Source organism: Providencia stuartii (assembly GCF_029277985.1).
In the GTDB taxonomy this organism is placed as follows: Bacteria; Pseudomonadota; Gammaproteobacteria; order Enterobacterales; family Enterobacteriaceae; genus Providencia; species Providencia zhejiangensis.
Genome location: NZ_CP119546.1, coordinates 835,717 through 857,976, shown reverse-complemented (window position 1 = coordinate 857,976; position 22,260 = coordinate 835,717). Strand labels below are relative to the sequence as shown.

Sequence of the window (22,260 nt, the reverse complement as noted above, 5' to 3'; positions counted from 1 at the left end):
ATCTACTGGGCAATATGCCTAACATCTCTTCCCACTCAATTCGCTATTTGTTCTGATATTGCCATTAACGACCTCTAATAAGGTATACTCATCATCGCAACTCTATCAAGCAGCAGGAATCAGCCCTTATGCGTATCATTCATACCTCCGACTGGCACCTTGGCCAATATTTTTTCACCAAAAACCGAGCTGTTGAGCATCAACACTTTTTAACTTGGCTGATTGAGCAAGTTAAACAATACCAAGTGAATGCCGTGATCGTTGCCGGAGATATTTTTGACACAGGCTCCCCGCCTAGCTATGCGAGAGAACTTTACAACCAATTCGTTGTGTCACTCCAACAAACTGGCTGCCAGCTAGTCATACTGAGTGGTAATCATGATTCCGTTTCGGTCTTAAACGAAACCAGCTCGTTGCTTGCGTATTTAAATACCCAGGTTGTCACCTCTGGCAGCCATCCACAGGTGATCACCTTAAAAAATGCACAAGGCCAACCTGGGGCACTACTTTGTGCCATTCCTTTTCTACGACCAAGAGATATTCAATTGAGCGTGGCAGGACAAAGCAGCGAAGAAAAACAGCTATCACTACAGACCGCGATTAGCGAGTATTACCAAAATAGCTATCAACTAGCAGTACAACAACGGGCATCACTCGGATTAGATATCCCTATTATTGCCACTGGCCACCTAACGGTTGTCGGCGCCGAAGTGTCCGATTCTGTGCGCGATATCTATATTGGTAGCTTGGATGCATTCCCTTCCGGCGCATTTCCTCCTGCTGATTACATCGCATTAGGGCATATTCACCGCCCACAAACGATTGGGGGACAGCAACATATCCGTTACTCTGGCTCTCCTATTGCTCTAAGTTTTGATGAGGCTCAGCAACAAAAAAGTGTCTGTATGGTGGAGTTTGACGGCCATCAAATCTCACAAATTTGTCAGCTCCCTATTCCTCTATTTCAGCCACTACAAACATTAAAAGGCTCACTTGCTGACATTGAAAAGCAATTAAAGACATTAAAACATACGCCTGACACCCCACCTATTTGGTTAGATATTGAAGTCGCATCGCAAGACTATCTTGCGGATATCCAACAACGTATAGAGGTCTTAGTCAAGGATTTGCCTGTTGAGGTGGTTTTATTACGCCGTGCGCGTAAACAACAAGGTCAGTCTGTGACGATAGCCAATGAAACCTTAAATGAGCTCACTGTAGAAGAGGTTTTTTTACGTCGTTTAGCAGAGGAAGCGTTGGACGATAAAGAGAAGGAACAACGCCTATTATTACTCTTTAGGCAATCCTGCGAAGCACTACGCGCTGAATTAGAGGGAGACGCATGAAAATCTTGAGCTTACGTTTAAAAAATATTAACTCCCTTAAAGGCGAATGGAAAATAGACTTTACCCAAGAACCGTTTGCTAGTCAGGGACTGTTTGCGATTACTGGCCCAACAGGAGCAGGCAAAACAACATTGCTGGATGCTATTTGTTTGGCGCTCTACCATCAAACGCCTCGCTTGAGCACTTTATCTGCCAGCCAAAACGAACTCATGACACGTCATACTGGTGACTGCTTGGCTGAGGTTGAATTTGAAGTAAAAGGTATTGCTTATCGCGCATTTTGGAGTCAACGCCGAGCGGGTAATAAACCTGAAGGTAAGCTGCAATCTCCAAAAGCGGAGTTAGCAACTAGCGATGACGGTAAAATTATTGCTGAGAAAATCAGTGAGGTAAGAGAAAAAATCATTCAGGTGACAGGACTCGATTTTGAACGTTTTACCAAATCGATCTTATTATCACAGGGTGATTTTGCCGCCTTCTTAAATGCTAGCGAAAAAGAACGCGCTGACTTATTAGAAGAGATCACAGGAACCGAGATTTATAGCCAAGTGTCCAGCTATATCTACCGTCAGCATAAGCAAGTTAAACATGATTTAGAGCTGTTAAAAACTCGCGCACAAAGCATTCATTTACTTACCGAGAGTGAACATCAAGCATTCGTCGCCCAGCAAACGCATTTGGCTAGCCAAGAAAGCCAGCTAAATGATACACGCGCCCAATATCAACAGGCCTTATATTGGCAGCAACGTCGGCAACAATTGGCGGCGCGTTTGAGCCAATTACAATATGAAAAACAACAGGCAGAACAAGCCTACAACGATGCACAGCCTAAACTAAAAAAACTGGCAAACAACTTACCAGCAGAGAGTATGCGACCGCTATGGCTAGATTTAGAGCGCCAACAACAATCCCTGAATGAACTCACTGAAAAACAGCGCCAGCTTTTACAGCATATCGAACATCAACACCAACAACTCACCCCGTTGCAAATGCAGCTCACGCAGGCACAAGATAAAGACAAGCAACATCAAGCTTACGTGCAGCAACAAACCTTGTTGATCGATAGTCAAGTTCGCCCTCTGGACAATGAGATCGCTCATTTACATCAGCAGATTAGGGAAGTTTCAGAGCAACAAGCACAAGATCAAGCTGAATATCGTTCAAAACAGGCCTTAATTTCCGATGCCCAACAGCAGGCTAAACTGGCAAATACAGAACAACAACACATTCAGCATTACCTAGAACAAAATGCACAAGATGCCCGCATTCTGCAACAAATTGGATTATGGCGCCAACAAGGCCACTCTATTGATGAGTTAAATCAACGCGTACTGGCATTAAAACAAAAACATCAAGCTTTAACGCAAGAGCAGTTAACCTTGTCCGCCGAGCAACAGCAGCAAGTTGAGCAAAATACGCAAACTCAACAACAGCTCGAACAAGAGACGATGACCTATCAAGCAGTTGAAGTACACTATTTAGCGTGGCAGAACAAACACGACGTTGAGCAGCTTAATCACGCAATAGAACAGCTGCGAACAAGATTGCAACATGCCCAACTATTGCCTTTATTATTATCGCAATGGCAGGAACAACAGAAACAATTAAAGCAAAAACAAAGCCAACAAGATGAAATTACTCAGTCTATCTCTCAAGCTGAACAACAAATTCAACTCACTGAAACACAAATTAATCATCTTCAGCCACATTTAGCAGACTTGACTGCACGGTTACGCTTAGAACAAAAAATCGTCAGTTTGGAAAAGGAACGGCAGCAATTACTCTCGGGCGAGCCTTGTCCTTTGTGCGGGTCGACTGAGCATCCTTCCATTGAACAGTATCAAGCCATTGCGCCGACGCAAACGGAACAGCGATTAGCTGAGCTAACCAAGCAATTGGAAGAGTTAAAGCAAACGCAGATGGCCCAGCATTCACTGAAACAACAAGAAATCCAGCGTCAAGCTGAGAACCAAAGATCACAACAACAATTAATTGCCCAAGAAGGCAACTTACACCAGCAATGGGTAACCGCTTGCCAACAAGCCTTAGCGCCTCAATTAGAGATGACAGATGTTGTTGTTGAACAATTCATTGCTGAGCTTCAGCAACAACTCGCCATACAACAACAATTGTTGCAGGATTTCGCTGTCCTTGAACGCAAATATCAACAACTAAAATATCAATTACATGAAAAACAGTCTTTAAATAAACAACAGCAATCGGCACTTGCCTTGGTTATCGAACGTATTAAGCACTTACATCAACTTATCAATGAAACACAAACCGAGCTGAACATACAGCAGCAACGTCAACATGAGCAAAAGCAGCAATTACACATTGCACTGGCTGACTTTGATCTGCCCATCAACGAAAGTTTTGATAACCGTTTTGCTGTATTAGAACAGCGAGGCCAACGGTATGAACAACAAAGGCAAGCAGCTCAAGAGATAGCAAAGAAAATTGCCGTCAATGCAGCAACCTTACAAGCGCAAATGGCACAGCAGGCTGACTTAAATAAACGACTAGAGAGCACCTGCCAGCAGCTACAACAATTAAAATTAACGCTACAACAAAAGCAAGCTATGCGCCAACAATTATTAGATGGGCAGCCCATTACAACGTTTGTCGCCCAACTTCAGGCACAGCAAGACAAACTGACTCAACATAAGCAACAGCTCACAGAGCAAATCAGCCACTGTGAAAAAGCGATTGCATCGCTCAAAGGTAGCCAAACTGAAATTGAAGGCGCAATCACTAAAAATCAGCCTCTATTAGCCAACGCTCAACAGGCTTTCGATACTGTGCTCTCCATGAGTCCATTCGCGACACAACAAGAATTCTTAGGCGCCTTATTATCTTCTGATGAAAAACTTCAACTTGAACAGTTACAACAGAAGCTAGAGCAGTCACGACTACAGGCGCAAACACGCTATACAGAAGGTGAACTAACGTTATCAGAACATTTAAATCAGAAACCTGAAACATTTACCGAGGCCAGCCCAGAAAAATGGCAACAAGAGATAGCCAAACTTGATGAAGAGATCAAAAACCTCAATAAACAACAAGGGCAAATTTTCAGTCAGCTTGAGGCTGATAGACAACAACGTCATCAACAACGAGGTTTGCTGCAAGAAATTGCAGACAGCCAATCTCGCTACGATGATTGGGGCTATCTAACCGAACTTATTGGTTCCGCTGACGGTGATAAGTTCCGTCGTTACGCTCAAGGGCTCACCTTCGACTGTCTCATTTCACTGGCTAATTTACGACTCGATAAACTGCATGGCCGCTATTTGCTAAAGCGCAATCATAATGCTGATCTTGAGTTACAAGTCATTGATGGTTGGCAAGCTGATACTGTGAGAGATATTAAAACGCTTTCAGGTGGGGAAAGCTTCCTTGTCAGCCTAGCGCTCGCACTCGCGCTCTCTGATATGGTGAGTAGCAAAACACAACTCGAATCGCTATTTCTGGATGAAGGCTTTGGTACTCTCGATCCAGAAACGTTGGATATTGCGTTAGATGCATTAGAAAGTCTCAATGCCTCTGGAAAAACGATTGGGGTGATCAGCCATGTCGAAGCGATGAAAGAGCGGATCCCAGTTCAAATCACCGTGAAGAAAACCAATGGGTTTGGCTTTAGTGAATTACCGAGTCAATTTAGAGTTAACTGATCGCACAGCTGTAGTGCGCAACATCACTATCTCAGCAGAGGCCAATAGCCTCTGCTGCCGTTACGTTTAAATCGCCTCTAATGCCTGTGATAATGCTTCTTTTAAGTCATTCACATTTTCAATACCGACAGATAAGCGTACTAAATTACTCTCAATACCAATGGAGCGACGAACAGATTCCGCAATACCTGAATGTGTCGTTGAAGCAGGATGGCATGCTAACGACTCCGTGCCACCTAAACTCACCGCTAATTTAAATAACGCAAGGTGGTTCAGAAAGTTAAACGCATCTTCCTCATTATCCCCAACATTGATAGAAAACGTTGAACCGGCTCCCGAACATTGCGCCGAGTAAACTTGATACTCCGCACTTTCCTCGGCCAGAAACGCAGGGTAATGCACCTTTTTTACTTTTGGATGCTGGTGTAAAAAAGTAGCAAGTTGCTGAGCATTGTCATTGGCTTTTTCCATTCTTAATTGCAACGTTTCTAATGAACGTCCTATCATCCAACTTGAATGAGGGTCAAGTTGAGTGCCAATTGCATTGCGTTGTGCTCGCACTTTATCAAGTAATTCACGGCGTCCAACGACGCCCCCCGCAACCAAATCCGAATGCCCGCCGACATATTTAGTGAGTGAATACACACTTAAATCGGCACCCAGCGCTAAAGGCTTCTGAAATATAGGTCCCAATAACGTGTTATCACAGATCAGTAGCGGTTTTTCACTTTGTCGTGTTTGAGCAATTTCTTGCGCTATCTCACTAAGTAAGTGAATACCAACTAACGTATTTAATGGATTAGACGGCGTTTCGATATAAATCGCCGCAATCCTTTTTTCAGGATCGATACCGTTAATCACCTCTCGAATAGACTCCGCATCGCACCCATTTTGGAATGCCACTGGCGTTATCCCAAATCGAGCTAGCGTATTCAAAAATAAGGTTTCTGTGCCACCATACAGGGGCTGAGAATGTAATAACACATCGCCTGGTTTGAGAAATGCCAGTAAACACGTTGTAATTGCAGACATGCCTGACGAAAAGAGCGCAGCGCTTTCAGCACCTTCATATAAGGCAAGCCTATCTTCAACAATCTCACTATTAGGATGATTGAAGCGTGAATAGACTAGCCCCTGTTTTTGGTTATCGGGTGTAGGTGTGCGCCCACTAACCATATTGAAAAAGTCTTTTCCTTCCTGAGCTGTTTTAAATACAAAAGTTGAGGTTAGAAAAACAGGAGGTTTAATGGCCCCTTCGGATAGTTCAGGATCATATCCATAACTCATCATCAATGTTTCTGGTGACAGTGTGTGTCCATTTAATTCTTTTTTATAATAGCGACTTGACATCGTTGTACTCCAATAAGATCAATCTACAGCTTTATACTGAGTACATCATAAGATATTGCTATTTTTAACAATTTGCTCGTATTCTTCCGGATAAAACTGACGTGTGACCGATAAATGTGAGCGTAATCGCCCTTTAATTGCATTTTTTCCTAGATTGGTAAACATTGGATTCAAGGGATCACTCTCTGGCCCCAATGCTTGTTGAGCAAGATAATGGGGTAATGGCAATAATGGTACTTCATCGGCAAAAACACTTGGCGTGATGAAATAAGCAATCGAATAACGTGAAACACTATTCTTTTGCCTAACAACTTGATGTACGTTTGCGCGTAAATAACCGTTGGTTGCCAATTCAAACACTTCTCCAATGTTGACAACGAAAGCATTTTCTAACGGAGCAACATCGACCCAACCATTATCTGTTTCGACTTGTAATCCCCCAATATTATCTTGCCATAATAATGTGAGTATTCCCGCATCCTTATGCGCTCCAACTCCTTGCCCACCTTCATTTTGGTCATCCCGTGCCGGATAATGAATCAACTTTAATAAATGTTGAGCAGGCTCGGCAATAATCTGATCAAAACTATTCTCAGGTAATTCCAATGCCACAAGAAACGCTCTGATTAATTTCACAGCAATGTCTCTCATGGCTGATTGCCACGCTAACGCCGCTGTTTTCAATTCAGGTAGTGTTTCAGGCCATTGGTTAGGGCCTTGTAAATTCCACCAAATAGGGTCCTGCTCTGTGAGTGCTAATGCTGGCAGTTCTTCCCCAATATCAATTTGTTCCCGATAATCAGGCTGGTTTCGGGTATTCTCCTGCGTTGAGGCCGTATAACCACGAAAATGCCTTGAGTGGCTCATGTTTATCTTGTCTTTTTCTGTTTTCGGTAAGGCAAAAAACCGTTTCATATTAACAAGCAAATCCTCTCGTTGTTCGACTGGAATAGCGTGACCAACAAGATAAAAAAAGCCTATTTCACGAGCGATAAAACGTAGCTTTTGATAAAAATGTTTTTGTGTTTCCGGATTATCTAACTCACGAAGATCGATAATGGGTAATTGATATGATGACATAATAATTCCTATTAATATTTAATTATCATAATAGTGGTTTTTTCATCCACACTGATATAAATAAATACCATATATAAAAAAGGCTAAAAATAACTTAAAAACATATCGATATAACCTATCTTAATTAATTTCATATAACTAAAAGTTGTTTATTTTTATAAAATGTTATTTCAAAAACACTTATTTATTCTGATTAGATAAAGAAATAAATAACGAATAGGGTAAAAAAATGAAAAAGCTCGCTGTATTGTTGTTAACATTTTCTGTTGCCATCATGAGTGCTTGTTCAGATGAAAATAAAACGACAGAAACTGATAAAACGAATTCACAAGAGAAGCAAAAAATCATTATTGGTAGCCATGGAAGCGATGCTGATATTTGGCGATTTATCGCTCAATCTCAGGCAGCTAAAGATGCGGGATTAGATATCGATGTTAAGATTATAGATGATGGTGTCACACTGAATATAGCGACTATTGATGGCGATGTTGATGTTAATGCCTTTCAATCTTGGGGATTTTTAAAAGATTTCAATCAAAATCACCACCATCAACTCGCGGCGATTACAACTACTTACTTTGAACCTATGGCCATTTATTCCTCGAAATATAAAACGCTAGAAGAGATACCTAATAAAGCATTAGTTGCAATTCCCAATGATACTGCAAATCATGCTAGAGCATTATTATTGTTGCAAAAATCTCAACTTATTACATTAAAACCAGACTTTAACCAAGCCACAGGGTCAGTTAATGATATTGTTGAAAATCCTAAACAACTCGAATTTAAACAAATTAAGTATGCTCATGGTCCACGAGCATTACCTGATGTCGATATTGCTGTTATTGGAAATACCGCTGCACAAGAAGGTGGCTTAAATGCACTTAAAGATTCATTATTTAGAGAACAAAATGATGGTAGTATTAACAATATGATCAATGTACTCGTCGTTAAAACAGAAAATAAAGATAACCCAGCCTTTAATAAACTAGCTGAACTTTATCATACCGACGCGGTTAAAAATTATATTCAGGACAATTTTGGTGGCACAAAAATACAAATTGTTCAGCCTTTATCTACTCTCAAATAAAAAATGTCAGGTATAACGATAGATTACATATGGTTATACCTATTCCTGACGGCATAAACCTCTTTCAATTTCACTCACCGAACATTCAAAGCACTCTCCAAAATAGGGTTTCAAACCAAAGCAACAAAACATATCATATTGATTTAAAACATCATTAATCCAGCATACACTAGAGCGAAAAATTTGAACCTTATCGTTAATTTTTTTTTCTATGATTTTTTCGCCACAACGCTATAGTAATACTCAACTAACGAATAACGGCTTCTGAAACGTTTAATATAATGCCGTGCGCTAACAAATAGCTAGGAGACTCAAATGTCAAATGCATTTATCGAAATGATTAAAAACCGCCGTACTATTTACAACCTCGGCGATGCATTACCTGTTTCTGAGGAACACGTTACAAAATTAATTAAAGAAGCAGTGAAACATTCACCTTCTTCTTTTAACTCTCAAACATCACGTGTCGTCATTTTATTTGGTGCAGAGCATAAAAAATTGTGGAATCTCACCAAAGAAATCTTGCGTACAATTGTTCCTGAAAAAGCTTTCGCGGCAACAGAACAAAAAATAGACAGTTTCGCTGCGGGTGCTGGCTCTATTTTATTCTTTGAAGATATGGATGTCGTTAAAAGCCTGCAAGAGCAGTTCCCACTCTACGCTGACAACTTCCCTATTTGGTCTGAACAAGCAAGTGGTATTGCGCAATTTGCGGTCTGGACGGCATTAGCACAAGAAAATGTCGGTGCATCACTACAGCACTATAACCCATTAATTGATAACCAAGTTCAAAAAGAATGGGGAACACCGGATAGCTGGGTATTACGTGCTCAAATGGTATTTGGTTCAATCAATGCCCCAGCAGGTGATAAAGACTTTATGGATGATGAAGAACGCTTCAAAATCTTCAAGTAATTCATTATAAAACGATAATAAAAAATGCCCCTATTTGTTATAAATAGGGGCTAATCACCTTCTACATTAAATCGCTACAACTTTGCAATGCCAACCAACACCAAGGGATTCAAAAATGATAAAATTTGGGCGGTTTCTATTTAATACTCAAAATGTTGTCATCAATAACTTTTATCACTGAATATTTACGCCCAAATATAAAAGCAAAAACCGCCCACCAAGCCTCGTCAAACCCACTAAATACGGGATACATACAGATTAAAAATCCAATTAAGATTCATTTTACGAATTTTTATATATCACTCCCGCCTGCCTATCTCGGTTAGAAATCACTCAAAAACAAAATATGCTAAAGAAAATCGATGTTTCTTTAGTACATGTCATATTTTTTACTCGTAACTGAACTAAACTTAGAGATGAGAATTCGTAACGCGCTATCCGTGTTATTAAAGTAGCGCTAGTTCCAACTAGGGGGTAGATGCTAATGAAACGTTTATCTTTAATTGTTACTGTTACTGCTGTACTCATTTCTAGTTTCACTTTCTCTCATGCCGCAACAAACAAAATAGGTGGAGGCACGATTACCTTTGTGGGTTATGTCTATGAACCGCTCTGTGAAGTCACCGTGTCAAATAGTGAGCAAATTAACCTAGAATGTTATCGCAATGGTAAAAACTTGACTAAAACTAGTTCACTCAAGAACGCCAAGCAACTTAGCTCTGATTATGTCAAAGTGGAATATAACCAATTTAACAATAAACCGACCCTCAATATTACTTATGATTAACGTAGTATTTTTTTGAAAGAGTTAGCGATAGTTGGCTAACTCTTTCAACTCTATTGACGACATTATTTTATCGTTATAATTCATCATCTTAACTAATTGGTATTTAACATTATCGTCATTTTGCTATTCGCTCTACCGGGTGTAATTGGAACACCACCGTAGGGAACAAAGCGAGCTAAAAAATTCAGTTGAACTTCATGCGTTGCAGCCCCTGTCGTTGGAATTGGCACGCGAGTCCAATTATTAGTCGCCGGAATTTGCCCTCCTACAACACCTAAATTTAGTAAATTATTACGAACCCCTGAAGACGTTAAGATTTCAATGGCTATGCCAGTTGCTGTTGAACCTAAATTAGGATCTAATAACAAATAGTTCGTTTCATTCTTTACTCTATTTTCTTCCCCAGGTGCAAATCCATAGCTAATTCTTGCGCCTCTTTGGCATTTTAATGTAAATGAAAATGGCACAGGAATAGAAGGAATATCAGCAGCAGAATGCCTTCCTAAATTCACCGTCGATTGTACGGCACTCAAACCACATGTTGATACGACTCGAGCCCCAACAGGCCTCATACGAATAGGTAAATAACTCCCAGCGCTAGGAAACCCAGCATTCCCTTGAGCGGCATTGATACCCGGCCCAGAAAAGCCTATTGCGCCGCGATCAAATCCTGCAATTGATGTATATGAGTTCGAGTTGGCAGCAGCAGTCGAACGGGCTTGTTCCAAGGTCACGCCTGAAAAATGTTTCATTTTGATATTTATTTTATTGCTATTGACAGGATCGACTTCATAGCCTATTTTTCGTCTACTTACTCTATTATCATACTGATTATCAACCGATTTATTCATTCCTAAAAACATTTGAAAGCTTAATTCAGGTGCCCTTACGGCCCAATATTTAATACCATTAGCGATAAACAGATAGTTGCCATTATCAATAGCTCCACTAGGCAAGTAATACATTTCAAATATATTATCTGCATCCGTTATATCACATTGAAACACGACGGTTTCTAATGTTTTTCCCATTAAAGAGGCCATATTGGCATTGGAAAATGACTCAATATAAAGTTGCGTCCCTGCTGGTTGAAATTCCAATCCATAAATATATAAATCCACTTTAGAACCAAGAATAATGGGTCCACCTGAGATACCACCATTCATTCTTACACAAGCGGCATTCGCCAGCCCCGTAAAAAATAATAATGTAATACCTATTAATAAAAATATACGTTTAAGCCCCATCACAATCCCTCCCTAATGCTATAAGTTTAAATACATAAATAAAGCCAAAATAAAAGTGTGTTCATCAGTAAAAGAAAAATTTTAATTTTGATTCAGCATAAAAGTCGCTTTACTTCTTACAATACCCGGTGTTATTTCTTCACTACCATGTTTTACAATACGGGCTGAAAAATTGACATCCACAGTCGATGTTGAAGTACCCGAAGGAGGAATGGGTAATGGCTTCCAATTATTATTATTTGAAATTTGCCCACCATTTGCGGATAAACTCAATAAAGGGACTCTATTCGTGTTTGCATCTAAAATTTCAATAGCAACACCTTTCGCTGTTGAACCAATATTCGGATCAAGCAGTAATACATCGGTAATATTTTGATTTATATTTTCCATACCGGGAGCAAAACCATATCGAATATTTGCAGCGCCGGTATCACATTTTACTGTCACAGAGAAATTGACAGGGGTTGAAGGAAGCGAATTTCCAGCGTGGCTCCCTAAATTCACATTTGACGTATTTCTTTCTACGGTACACGAATTAACCGCTGTTGTGCTGGCTGCATTTTGTCCAATATTAAAAAATGATCCCGGCGTATGTGGAGCGCCATTCCCTCCATTCGATACCATGGTATCATTGATTCCTGGCCCTTTAAAAAAGACAAAGGCTCTTGATTCATTTGGGATCGTAGCATCAAATCCATTAGCAGTGATGGGCACTTTAGAACGAATTTGATGGTTGGTCACACCCGAAAAATGTTTTGCTTTAACAAGAATAAAATTTGGGTTTGCTGGGTCAACATCATAACCGATTCTTTTTGACCAATTAGGCTGGTTAGGGAATGCCGTCGTCGCGCTAATTCCATTCCCTAAAAAAAACTCATAATCGACCCCTGAAGTTGCAGTATAAGTATTATTGGCGTAAACAACTGATATTGGCCAATAAGGAATACCATTAATATTTTGCGCAGGTGTTAAATTCGAATAATATGCTCTAAACATATAATAACCTTCGAATATCCTAGTCGCATCAGCGGCCGCACAACGAAATAGAACTTGCTCAGGACTCAAGCCATGCGTTGCTGCCATTTGTGCCGCTGATATATAACTTGTTGCTAACGTTGTTCCTGCTGGTTGAAACTGTAAACCATAAATAGAAACTGGATCTGATGTTCCAACATGTATCGCAGGATTTGGTCTAATATAAGTCTCCATCGTACAAATTGCATTAGCAACAAAAGGAGTAGACATTAAACTTGAAAGCAACGCAACTTTATATTTACGGTTAATATTCATGTTAACCTCAATAGAAATAACAAATGGATTCTGAAATAGAATTATTATCCGAGATACGATAATCAAATTTACAACGTTGATTACTATCTTCACCCCATTTAACAAAAACAGTGCCTTGTTCAGATTGAGAATTAAAATGAACTAAACCGCCTTGTCCAACTAAACCAATTTTATTGTTATTTTCATCATAAATATCAGCGCCAAAGGGTACTGCGTTTTTATCTTGCAATGTAATTCGATAAGTAATGTTATTACCTTTCTTCGTATCAAATTTCACGAGAACAGCAGATCCGGCATAAGGAGCAACTTTGATTAAGTTATTATCAAGATCAATATCCGTACTCATATTTTCAGTATTAAGATAAAGTGTGTTGTATTGATAAGGGACTAATGAAGGGACTACTGCTTGCCCATTACCATTAATCACAATATTACTCCATGAAGATACTGCCGCACCTTCCGCTTCATCAGCTTCTACAATAGCAAAAGTATCACTTAAATAACGAGACGGAATAACCCCGCCCTCATATACAACGAGTGCACCACTCGCGCCCATTGAGAGGGATTTAAAATCATGTCCTTGAGAATAACCGGCATTAACCGATGCAGAAGAAAAATCCTTTTGAATATTGCCTGAAAAACTACTATTTGAGTTACCAACATTGCTTGCTGTAGCATTCCACGAAATAGAATTATCTTCACCAAAAGAACTACTAATCGTGGTGTTATTTGCCCAACGATTATCTGAGTCTGAACGAGTGATTGAACTACTCAATAACGTATTCTGTTCTGGATACCAAAGTGAGAATGGCACTGACACGTTAAACATGTAGTTATTATCACCACCCTCTTCATTATTTCGGTACATTTTGATATAGGTAAAGCTATAGCCAATACCTTTAAAGTTATTCATATAACCGGCTTGCAATTGCTTAGTATCAGGCAAATCATCACGCCAAGTTTGCAAAGAGCCGCTGATATACATCGTTCCATAATCAGCTAAATTCTGATTAACCGTTAATATATATTGAGAACGCCTTGGATTAATCGTGCCACCGCTATATAAATAGCTATCACGATAAGAACTCGCTTCATATAAACTTAAATAGTTTTGTGACTCATAGCGATAACCTGCTAAAGCGATATTTGTGCCTGTCGCATTAATGTCTTTATTCCATGTTATACGTGCACGTGCGCCATTATAGGTATGATTATTATCTAATTCAGCTTTTGAGCTTGCCATATCAAAACTAAAGGCACCAATTTGAGTATTAACAGCAAAACCCAATAATCCAGATTGGTATTTATTGCTGTACTGTACTCCAGCAAATGGCGTGAAAATATTACTCAAACCATATTTCAGGGTAGACTGAACAAAAATATCAGAAGAAGTATTATCGCCGCGTAATTTACCACTCACAATACTGTAGTCGATTTGCCCAGGTCTTAATAATCCAGGTACCGTAGAGAACGGAACAATAAATGTAGAAACACTGCCATTAGCCTCTGTAACTTCAACCGTTAAATCGCCGCCATAACCCGTTGCATAGAGATCATTGATCGTAAATTCACCCGGAGAAACATTTGTTTCGTATATCACAAAACCATTTTGAATAACTCTAACTCTAGCGTTACTATTCGCCACCCCTCTGACGGTTGGCGCAAAACCTTGCATTGACTGTGGGCGCATTCGATTGTCAGTCGCTAATTCAGCGCCTGTGTATGAAAAGCTATCGAATAAGCTTCCATCTGTAAATGATTGGCCAATAGTTAATTCGCTTTCTATTTGTGGGATTGCTCGTTGAACATAAGTCCTAATGCTTTCGTGTTGAAATTTATCATCTTGATTGTATTGCAAGTTAGATTGATGGCGAATTCTAAACAAACCTAGATTAAGCCCTGCTGATATATTTCCATAAGCAGAATGTTCATCTTCCCCATGACTACGACTACTATATCCATTCAGGTTATAGTTCATAAAGAAAGCAGGGATACCTTCATTCAAAGCACTGATAGGCACAAAGCCGCGCGCAGAATGCTCCACCATGACTTGAGGAATTAAAATATCTAAGCGTAGGACTTCTTGCTTTAAATTAACTTGGACATCTTTTGACAACGCATTTAAATCTTCACATGCACCATCAGTGGTTATTAAACCTAAATATTCAGGTTTTATATTAAAGCTATCAATATCTTCTTTGGTTAAACAGGGAACCACTCGTCCTTTGCTATTTTCATAAAATCTAACTTCTTTATTATAAATAAACTCGTTATTTAAATACACATCAACAAACCAGTCTCCAGGCGTGATCTGGTCTTCTGATAATTTATCTATTGATATATCTTTAGCATTACCAATTAAGAAACCTTCATTATAAGAATATTTCTTTTCACTTTGGTTTTCTTCTACCGCTAATGCAACCCTACCATACCCTAAGGATAAGTATACCATTATAAAAATTAATTTTATTTTCATAGCAATACCATTTATTATAAATTAGACTCGTAGGAATCTAAGCCACCATAATCATTAATGACTGAGTAGCTAATTTTTTTTGCATTCATAAACTCATTGGGTATTGCCACACCATTTCCACGATTAAGATAAATATCAGAGAATGGCGCAACCATATTACCTTCTAAATTTAGCTTTCTATTCCCATCAGATAAAGTGACAGTTTGGAATGTAATAAACCATGGAGAATTATTCTTTATCAATAACTCATTACCTTTTGATGTTTTCTTTAATGAGAAAGAAAGTTTTTCATTTATCTGTGCTGGTACTTTAACATCTGTAGGTCGATAAAATAATTTAATTCTAGACCTAATTGCAATTTGCATTGTGTTTTTATTTAGTGAAGTTGTCTCTTCATTTTCTGGAGGAACTTCCAACACATTGAGGTAAAAAATAGATTCTCTATCTTTAGGTAATGCGCCTCCCAAATAAGTTAATCTTAAATTTTGACCTGCACCTGGAGACATTTTAAATATTGGTGGAGTAATTGAAAATGGTGTTTTAATATTTTCAGGTAACTCATTAGGATCTCCAGTATCTAACCAAACTTGTACTAAAGCAGGCCATTTATTATCATTGACCAACTGTACTGTTTTACTTTTCGCTTTTTCATTATATATAACCCTCGTTCCATTGATAATAACGCTGGCATAAAGTGATGTTGATACAATGAATAATGAAATAAATAAAATTAATTTATTTATTATAGGCAGCCTAGTTATCATAATGACCTAATCCTACTTAAAATTGTAATAATTTAATTTTTTATTGATCTGTCAGAGGAATAATTTCCTCTGACAGAATTAACTTCTTATGGATAAGTCAATGTATAGTTAACTTGTGCTGTTACCGCACCTGGCGCGGTTACAACATCTTTCGCATAGTAAAATGCTTGGTATGCCAGTGTTGCAGCACCATTAACAATTGGCTGGTTACCAACTGGCGCACCATTTACTTTCGCTAAGTTACCTGCTTGGTCAGCTAGACCAATCTGTACGTTAGCGGGTGCAACGGTAGGAATAAGATTACCTGTTACAGCATCGCCAGAACTTAGGCTTTCGAAGTTAGCAGCAACATCAACACCACTAACGCTACAGTTAGCTAAGTCGATAGTGAATGAGGTGTTTCCTGCTGTCGCACCTGCTGCATTCAATGCTGTTGTTGATACAGTTGGCAGCGTTACAGTGAAGTCACCACCATTACCTGTTGTCACATCACAGGTTGTAGATGTAATTTCACCGTTGAACGTAATAGTACCATCCGCAGCTAATGCTGATGCTGAAATTGACGATGCAATGAATAAAACTAAAAGTGATTTTTTCATATTTAACCTTTGTAAGATAAAACAATTCCAATCCTTGATTATTAAAAATAAGGATGACTAACTACACATATAGGGCTAAATCCATTTAGAACTACATTCCAAAAAATTAGATAATTAAAGTGTTCGCAATAAATATATTCTTATCGTAAATTGTCTTGTCGTAATCAGATAATAAAACTACGATATCCACATTAAATGCATTAGCAAATTTTGCTAATGATTCAACATCTATTCTATTTATTCCGCGTTCAAATCGTGAAATTTGTTGTTGGCTTATTCCAGTTATTTTACCAAGCGTTTCACCGCTCCAACCATTTTGTAATCTTAACGATTTAATTCGTTGTCCAACAGACAATGAATATTTGTATTTTTCAATTTCCATGTAAGAGTACCTCTGAATTTAGAATTTATTATTCATGCTTTGATTCAGATCAGTGCTTGACTAATATATTACGCATTCATAGTTTAAAAACAAATAACATCACTCACTAAAGAGTAGGTGGATTTTTGCGAGTAATATATTTTATTAACCCCACTCTAAAATAAACAACCACAATAAAAACATAATGTTAACCTTTGCAAACAATCCAGAATTAACATCTAAACACTCAGTTTTAAACCCCAACTAAAGGTTTATAATTCCGATTTAAATTGAAAAAACGACATTTTTATCATAAAACATCAATTTTATACTTTAATATATATTATCTTAATTACATTTTTAGATTATCCTCATCACTATCTTACTTCAAATAACCCCCCTCCTTTAACACAACATCACAATATAACCATCATTTATTGACAGTAAAAATCAAAAAAATGCCTTTAATAAGTGGAAAATACTGCAAGGCAATATAACTACTGACAAAAATAGAACCTTTATCAGACGATAATTTCTATTCCTTTATTTTAGATAATCAATAAAGCACATTCTTTTTACGATCTATTTTTTAGAGAAAACAATCGCCATAAAGATATATCAATAATAACTAACATGATTAATTATTTAATCTTGTCAGAGCTAGACTTTAATAACAAATCAATTTTATTTATCTATAAACAACATGAACAAAATTACGTTATTCATTTTTATCTGGATATAATATGTATGACAATACATAATTAGACTAACCATTTTGTCGTATATCAATATTTAGTTACCAAGTTTGTATGACTCAGTTAGTTTATTTGAATGTTCTTCTTTTTATTGAGCAAACAAAAATATTAACCCCCTATTATTAAATCCAGTTTAATAATAAAGGGGGTTTTGATGATTAGTTTTTAATAATAATACTAAAATCGATACTTAGTTATTTTCCATTTAAATTAATTTTGTAAATAGCAAAACCAATATCATCATTTCCTACTTTTTCTAAAGGATACTGTGCCGTCTGTTGAATAAATTTTGCGGCTTTATCACTTTGAGATGTTTCAAAACGAATATCGAGTGCTTTATCACTTTTAATCGGTAAGAAAGACCAATTATTATCGGCTTTACTTTTCACCTCACCTTGTTCTTTGGAAATTTTAGCAATGTAAGATGCCAATACTGAACGATTTTCATCTGGGGAAGCGAATGCGATATGGCTATCACCTGTACCTGCAAACTTACCGCCGTATGCACGATAGTTATTGGTTGCGACTAAGAAAGTGGCCTTTGGATCAATGGGTTTGCCTTGATAAGTAACATTTTTGATCCTATTAGCCTGTGAATTAACTGGTTGGCAATCTACGTCATATTTTGCAGGTTCGGTAAGATCGATTTGGTAATTAATCCCGCTGATAGTATCAAAGTTATAAGTTCTGAATCCTTCCCAATTGATCAAGTTTTGAGGTGAGGTTGATTGAGGGTCAATACGGTTAAACATCCCAGCGGAACATTCTAGCCACTCAACGACTTCGGCGCCTGTTGCCTTCACTACGACTAAAGTATTTGGATATAGATACAAGTCAGCCGCATTGCGGAAAGTAAGGTCCCCTTTTTCAACCTCAACAAATTCATCTGGCGCATTTTTACGACCACCAACTTTAAATGGCGCGGCGGCAGAAAGTACAGGAAGATCCGCTAAATCAGGGTCACCTTGAATATAATGCTTTGTATAATCAGTTTGAGCATCATTGACAATCTGTACCGTCGGATCACTCTGTACTAATGCCAAATAGCTATACATGTTATCAGAAGCTTTACCGATCATTTTCCCCACAAATTGACGTGTATCGTTGTGAGGCTTATCGATAATTTTAGCCAACTCGTCATCTCGTTCGACTAGCGGTTTTTTATTGGCTTTGTCGTAGACAGGGCGGGCATGAGCATTTGCTTTAAGCACTTCCCAACGTCCTTTATCATTGCTTAACACCAAGTCAACGACGCCAAGGTGATCCCCCCACTGACCAGGCATAACGGCTGGGATACCATTAACGGTTCCTTTTTCAATATCAACGCCTTTGATATTTTCAAAATCTTTACTTGGGAATACACCGTGAGAGTGACCAAACATAATGGCATCGATACCCGGCACTTCACTGAGATAGTAAACGGAGTTCTCTGCCATCGCTTTATATGGCTCTTGTGAAAAGCCTGAATGCGGAATTGCCACAACCAAGTCCGCCCCTTCCTTTTTCATCTGAGGCACAAATTTTTTCGCGGTCTCAGTGATATCATTGACGGTCACCTTGCCTGTCAGGTTTGGCTTATCCCAAATCATAATTTGTGGAGGAACAAAGCCAATATAACCGATTTTTAAATTATGACGCTTACCGTCTCGATCCTTAACGGGCGTATCAACAATAATATAAGGTGTGAAGTAATTTTCGCCTGTCTTAGCATCAATAATATTTGCGTTAACATAAGGGAACTTAGCCCCTGCAATCGCCTTTTTAAGATAGTCTAAGCCAAAGTTAAACTCATGATTACCAAAGTTACCGACGGTGTATCCCATCGTATTCATCAGGCTATGAGCTGGGTGAGACTCTCCATTTTCAAGCCCTTTGGCCGCCATATAATCTGCTAAAGGACTACCTTGAATCAGGTCACCGTTATCCACTAATACCGCATTCGTCACCTCGCCTTTTGCGGCTTTAATTAAACTTGCTGTTCGTACTAAACCAAATTGCTCAGTCGGCTTATCCTTATAGTAATCAAAATCAATCAAATTACTATGTATGTCGGAAGTTTCCATCACACGTAAATCGACTGTCGCGGCATTGACATTCAATGTCACGAACAATGCTAAAGCAGATAATTTAAAAATGTTATTCACCGTAATTCCCCTTACGTTGATTGATGTAAAATAATCGTTGCCAGTGCTGTGTGCCAAAATAGGGCTAGCACATCTTCATACTTGTCGATAGGCTAACCAGTTCGTATTTCGATAAGTGATAATCAACAATGCCCTTCTTATAAATTGAAGTCACCGTTTATCTTAATTAGACGTGTTTAATTCTAGATAAGTCACAGAATAAATGACGATAGTCACTACTTAGGCCAAAGCCACGCGGCGCCTCGGACACCGCTTGAGTCACCATGAATCGCTTGTCGAATCGGCGTATCGCATTCACGACCAAATACCCAATTTTTCACTCGTGTAGGCAATGAGTGATATAACCCCTCAACATTACTCATTCCACCACCTAAAACAATCACGTCAGGGTCTAACATATTAATGGCTTGTGCTAATGCCCTAGCTAGACGAGATTGGTAGTTATCCATTGCCGTTATGGCATGTGGGTCACCTGCTTTCATCAATGTGATAATGTCAGCGCCTGTTTTCGTATCGCCGGAGAGCTTGCGATAATCCGCCATAAACCCAGTACCGGATACAAACTGTTCAGTACAACCTGTTAATCCGCAATAACATTGCTCGTCTTGCAAAAACGCGAAGTCTTGACTGTTCTGCCAAGGTAATGGGTTATGCCCCCACTCTCCTGCAACGCCATTTCCCCCTGAATGCACTTGTCCATTAATTGCGATACCCGCTCCACATCCGGTACCAATAATCACAGCAAATACAACAGGCGCGCCTTTTCCGGCGCCATCCACCGCCTCTGAGACAGCAAGGCAATTAGCGTCATTGGCAACTTTAACTGGCCTTTCAAGGATATTCGCGAGGTCGGCATCAAAAAATTGGCCATTAAGCCAAGTGGAATTGGCATTTTTCACTTTTCCAGTGACAGGGGATAAGGTGCCTGGGATACCGACCCCTACGCGACCTCTCTTTCCTGTTGCCATTTCTGCGTCATTCACTAATCCCGCAATCGCATCTAATGTTGCACGATAATTACCTCTAGGCGTTGCAACTCGCTTCCTAAAAAGTGTGTCACCATTATCTTCCAATGCAATCACTTCAATTTTGGTGCCACCAAGGTCAATGCCAATTCTCATCTTCACCCTCACTGCTTAGCTGTTTTCTGTATCATTGCCTGTATACATTATCAATTTCAAGCGATTAGCTATAAAATTGAGGCCTAATAACATAACAAATGATGCATAAAAGCATTTTTTTTCGCTAAATAATCGACAATTCGTTATCATAGCCACCGGCTAAAATAGGTCATCCATCAACAAAGGTAGGTTTTTCATGTGGTTCAAGAATATATTGGTCTATCGTCTGAATCGTGATTTGGCGCTAAGTGCTGACGATCTAGAGAGACAACTTGCCCCTCTCGCCTATCATCCATGTGGTAGCCAAGACATGATGAAAACAGGCTGGGTGTCACCTATGAAAGGCTCAGATTCACTGACCCATGCTGCTGGCAATCAAATTCTGATTTGTGCTAAAAAAGAAGAAAAAATGTTGCCTTCCCCTGTGATCAAGCAAGAATTACAAGAAAAAATTGAAAAGCTTGAAGCCGACCAAGGGCGAAAACTGAAAAAAACGGAAAAAGACGCGCTTAAAGACGAAGTCGTCCACTCTTTATTGCCTAGAGCATTCAGCAAATACAATAAAACCTATATATGGATTGATACGGTCAATCAACTCATCATCGTTGACGCTGCTAGTGCCAAACGTGCTGAAGATAATTTAGCCTTGCTCCGTAAAAGTTTAGGCTCATTACCTGTTGTACCATTAACATTCAAAGATCCTATTGAGTTGACTTTAACCGAGTGGATCCGCTCAGGCTCACTTCCTCAAGGCTTTGCTGTTATGGATGAAGCTGAATTAAAAGCGCTCTTAGAAGAAGGCGGTATCATTCGCTGTAAAAAGCAAGAGCTCATTTCAGATGAAATTGCGACACATATTGAAGCCGGAAAGCTAGTCACCAAATTGGCTTTAGATTGGGAAGAGCGCATTCAGTTTATGCTGTCTGATGATGGCTCTCTGAAAAGGCTAAAATTCAGTGATACATTAAAAGAACAAAACGATGATATCGGTAAAGAAGATTATGCCCAACGTTTTGACGCCGATTATGTCCTAATGACTGGGGAACTCAGTGCGCTCATTGCACGCCTTATTGATGTTCTTGGTGGTGAAGCAGAGCATTAATCGACGCCATATCAACTGATGGCATCACATATCACACTGTGTTGCCATCACTTTTTAGACCTCGCTAACATTGCCATCATTAAGTCATTGACTGCCTACCGAATCTCTGGTGAATTGAATTACATCTTGATAACAAAATAGCTGACATTTTTATTTGTT

At 39.0% G+C, this 22,260-nt stretch carries 16 protein-coding genes; 6 read left to right on the top strand and 10 right to left on the bottom strand.

Annotated features, from left to right (window positions below; translation table 11 throughout):
- Window positions 1–128 precede the first annotated feature (128 nt).
- Both sbcD and P2E05_RS03635 read left to right on the top strand, forming a co-directional pair.
- Window positions 129–1,346 carry an exonuclease subunit SbcD gene (gene sbcD / locus P2E05_RS03640; RefSeq protein ID WP_154624271.1) on the top strand — a complete coding sequence of 406 codons (1,218 nt, stop codon included), beginning with the start codon at window positions 129–131 and terminating at the stop codon, window positions 1,344–1,346.
- The gene (locus P2E05_RS03635) at window positions 1,343–5,020 is read left to right on the top strand and encodes an AAA family ATPase (RefSeq protein WP_276123009.1); all 3,678 of its coding nucleotides are present in this window, start codon (window positions 1,343–1,345) and stop codon (window positions 5,018–5,020) included. Before sbcD ends, P2E05_RS03635 begins: the two co-directional genes overlap by 4 nt.
- A 66-nt stretch (window positions 5,021–5,086) precedes the next feature.
- Here P2E05_RS03635 and P2E05_RS03630 read toward each other — a convergent pair whose 3' ends face one another.
- On the bottom strand, window positions 5,087–6,370 hold the full coding sequence (locus P2E05_RS03630) for a cystathionine gamma-synthase family protein (protein ID WP_196713796.1): 1,284 nt from the start codon (window positions 6,368–6,370) through the stop codon (window positions 5,087–5,089).
- Between the two features lie 45 nt (window positions 6,371–6,415).
- Complete coding sequence (locus P2E05_RS03625) at window positions 6,416–7,450, bottom strand: isopenicillin N synthase family dioxygenase (protein WP_154624274.1); 1,035 nt, start codon at window positions 7,448–7,450, stop codon at window positions 6,416–6,418.
- 229 nt (window positions 7,451–7,679) lie between these two features.
- Between P2E05_RS03625 and P2E05_RS03620 the strand changes: the two genes are divergently transcribed.
- From P2E05_RS03620 to P2E05_RS03610, 3 genes are all read left to right on the top strand, one after another.
- On the top strand, window positions 7,680–8,540 hold the full coding sequence (locus P2E05_RS03620; protein WP_154622319.1) for a MetQ/NlpA family ABC transporter substrate-binding protein: 861 nt from the start codon (window positions 7,680–7,682) through the stop codon (window positions 8,538–8,540).
- A 315-nt stretch (window positions 8,541–8,855) separates the two neighbouring features.
- Complete coding sequence (locus P2E05_RS03615) at window positions 8,856–9,455, top strand: nitroreductase family protein (protein WP_154622320.1); 600 nt, start codon at window positions 8,856–8,858, stop codon at window positions 9,453–9,455.
- 484 nt (window positions 9,456–9,939) lie between these two features.
- Window positions 9,940–10,242, top strand: coding sequence for a hypothetical protein (locus tag P2E05_RS03610; RefSeq protein ID WP_154622321.1), 303 nt, complete (start codon window positions 9,940–9,942; stop codon window positions 10,240–10,242).
- A 92-nt stretch (window positions 10,243–10,334) separates the two neighbouring features.
- Here the strand turns inward: P2E05_RS03610 and P2E05_RS03605 are convergent, their stop codons facing one another.
- The 8 genes from P2E05_RS03605 to mak all read right to left on the bottom strand — a co-directional run bounded on the left by P2E05_RS03605 (window position 10,335) and on the right by mak (window position 20,999).
- Complete coding sequence (locus P2E05_RS03605) at window positions 10,335–11,489, bottom strand: fimbrial protein (protein WP_272657694.1); 1,155 nt, start codon at window positions 11,487–11,489, stop codon at window positions 10,335–10,337.
- Window positions 11,490–11,570: 81 nt separating this feature from the next.
- The gene (locus tag P2E05_RS03600) at window positions 11,571–12,779 is read right to left on the bottom strand and encodes a fimbrial protein (RefSeq protein ID WP_163860701.1); all 1,209 of its coding nucleotides are present in this window, start codon (window positions 12,777–12,779) and stop codon (window positions 11,571–11,573) included.
- Between the two features lie 7 nt (window positions 12,780–12,786).
- Window positions 12,787–15,255, bottom strand: coding sequence for a fimbria/pilus outer membrane usher protein (locus P2E05_RS03595; RefSeq protein ID WP_163860700.1), 2,469 nt, complete (start codon window positions 15,253–15,255; stop codon window positions 12,787–12,789).
- A gap of 14 nt (window positions 15,256–15,269) precedes the next feature.
- The gene (locus P2E05_RS03590; protein WP_276123008.1) at window positions 15,270–16,019 is read right to left on the bottom strand and encodes a fimbrial biogenesis chaperone; all 750 of its coding nucleotides are present in this window, start codon (window positions 16,017–16,019) and stop codon (window positions 15,270–15,272) included.
- A gap of 86 nt (window positions 16,020–16,105) precedes the next feature.
- Complete coding sequence (locus P2E05_RS03585) at window positions 16,106–16,618, bottom strand: fimbrial protein (RefSeq protein ID WP_154622576.1); 513 nt, start codon at window positions 16,616–16,618, stop codon at window positions 16,106–16,108.
- A gap of 106 nt (window positions 16,619–16,724) precedes the next feature.
- Window positions 16,725–17,000 (bottom strand): helix-turn-helix domain-containing protein, encoded by a 276-nt coding sequence (locus P2E05_RS03580; protein WP_154622577.1) that lies wholly within the window; start codon window positions 16,998–17,000, stop codon window positions 16,725–16,727.
- A 928-nt stretch (window positions 17,001–17,928) separates the two neighbouring features.
- Window positions 17,929–19,878, bottom strand: coding sequence for a bifunctional 2',3'-cyclic-nucleotide 2'-phosphodiesterase/3'-nucleotidase (locus tag P2E05_RS03575; protein ID WP_247047809.1), 1,950 nt, complete (start codon window positions 19,876–19,878; stop codon window positions 17,929–17,931).
- A gap of 215 nt (window positions 19,879–20,093) precedes the next feature.
- Window positions 20,094–20,999, bottom strand: a complete 906-nt coding sequence (gene mak, locus P2E05_RS03570) for a fructokinase (protein WP_154622315.1) — start codon at window positions 20,997–20,999, stop codon at window positions 20,094–20,096.
- A gap of 196 nt (window positions 21,000–21,195) precedes the next feature.
- Between mak and rdgC the strand changes: the two genes are divergently transcribed.
- On the top strand, window positions 21,196–22,101 hold the full coding sequence (rdgC, locus tag P2E05_RS03565; RefSeq protein WP_196713791.1) for a recombination-associated protein RdgC: 906 nt from the start codon (window positions 21,196–21,198) through the stop codon (window positions 22,099–22,101).
- Window positions 22,102–22,260: the final 159 nt, after the last annotated feature.

Coding starts and splice junctions, on each gene's coding strand:
- P2E05_RS03610 (WP_154622321.1), top strand. CDS start 9,940: ATGAAACGTTTATCTTTAATTGTTACTGTTACTGCTGTACTCATTTCT.
- P2E05_RS03595 (WP_163860700.1), bottom strand. CDS start 15,255: ATGAAAATAAAATTAATTTTTATAATGGTATACTTATCCTTAGGGTAT.
- P2E05_RS03625 (WP_154624274.1), bottom strand. CDS start 7,450: ATGTCATCATATCAATTACCCATTATCGATCTTCGTGAGTTAGATAAT.
- P2E05_RS03615 (WP_154622320.1), top strand. CDS start 8,856: ATGTCAAATGCATTTATCGAAATGATTAAAAACCGCCGTACTATTTAC.
- P2E05_RS03580 (WP_154622577.1), bottom strand. CDS start 17,000: ATGGAAATTGAAAAATACAAATATTCATTGTCTGTTGGACAACGAATT.
- P2E05_RS03620 (WP_154622319.1), top strand. CDS start 7,680: ATGAAAAAGCTCGCTGTATTGTTGTTAACATTTTCTGTTGCCATCATG.
- P2E05_RS03635 (WP_276123009.1), top strand. CDS start 1,343: ATGAAAATCTTGAGCTTACGTTTAAAAAATATTAACTCCCTTAAAGGC.
- sbcD (WP_154624271.1), top strand. CDS start 129: ATGCGTATCATTCATACCTCCGACTGGCACCTTGGCCAATATTTTTTC.
- rdgC (WP_196713791.1), top strand. CDS start 21,196: ATGTGGTTCAAGAATATATTGGTCTATCGTCTGAATCGTGATTTGGCG.
- P2E05_RS03600 (WP_163860701.1), bottom strand. CDS start 12,779: ATGAATATTAACCGTAAATATAAAGTTGCGTTGCTTTCAAGTTTAATG.
- P2E05_RS03605 (WP_272657694.1), bottom strand. CDS start 11,489: ATGGGGCTTAAACGTATATTTTTATTAATAGGTATTACATTATTATTT.
- P2E05_RS03590 (WP_276123008.1), bottom strand. CDS start 16,019: ATGATAACTAGGCTGCCTATAATAAATAAATTAATTTTATTTATTTCA.
- P2E05_RS03585 (WP_154622576.1), bottom strand. CDS start 16,618: ATGAAAAAATCACTTTTAGTTTTATTCATTGCATCGTCAATTTCAGCA.
- P2E05_RS03630 (WP_196713796.1), bottom strand. CDS start 6,370: ATGTCAAGTCGCTATTATAAAAAAGAATTAAATGGACACACACTGTCA.
- mak (WP_154622315.1), bottom strand. CDS start 20,999: ATGAGAATTGGCATTGACCTTGGTGGCACCAAAATTGAAGTGATTGCA.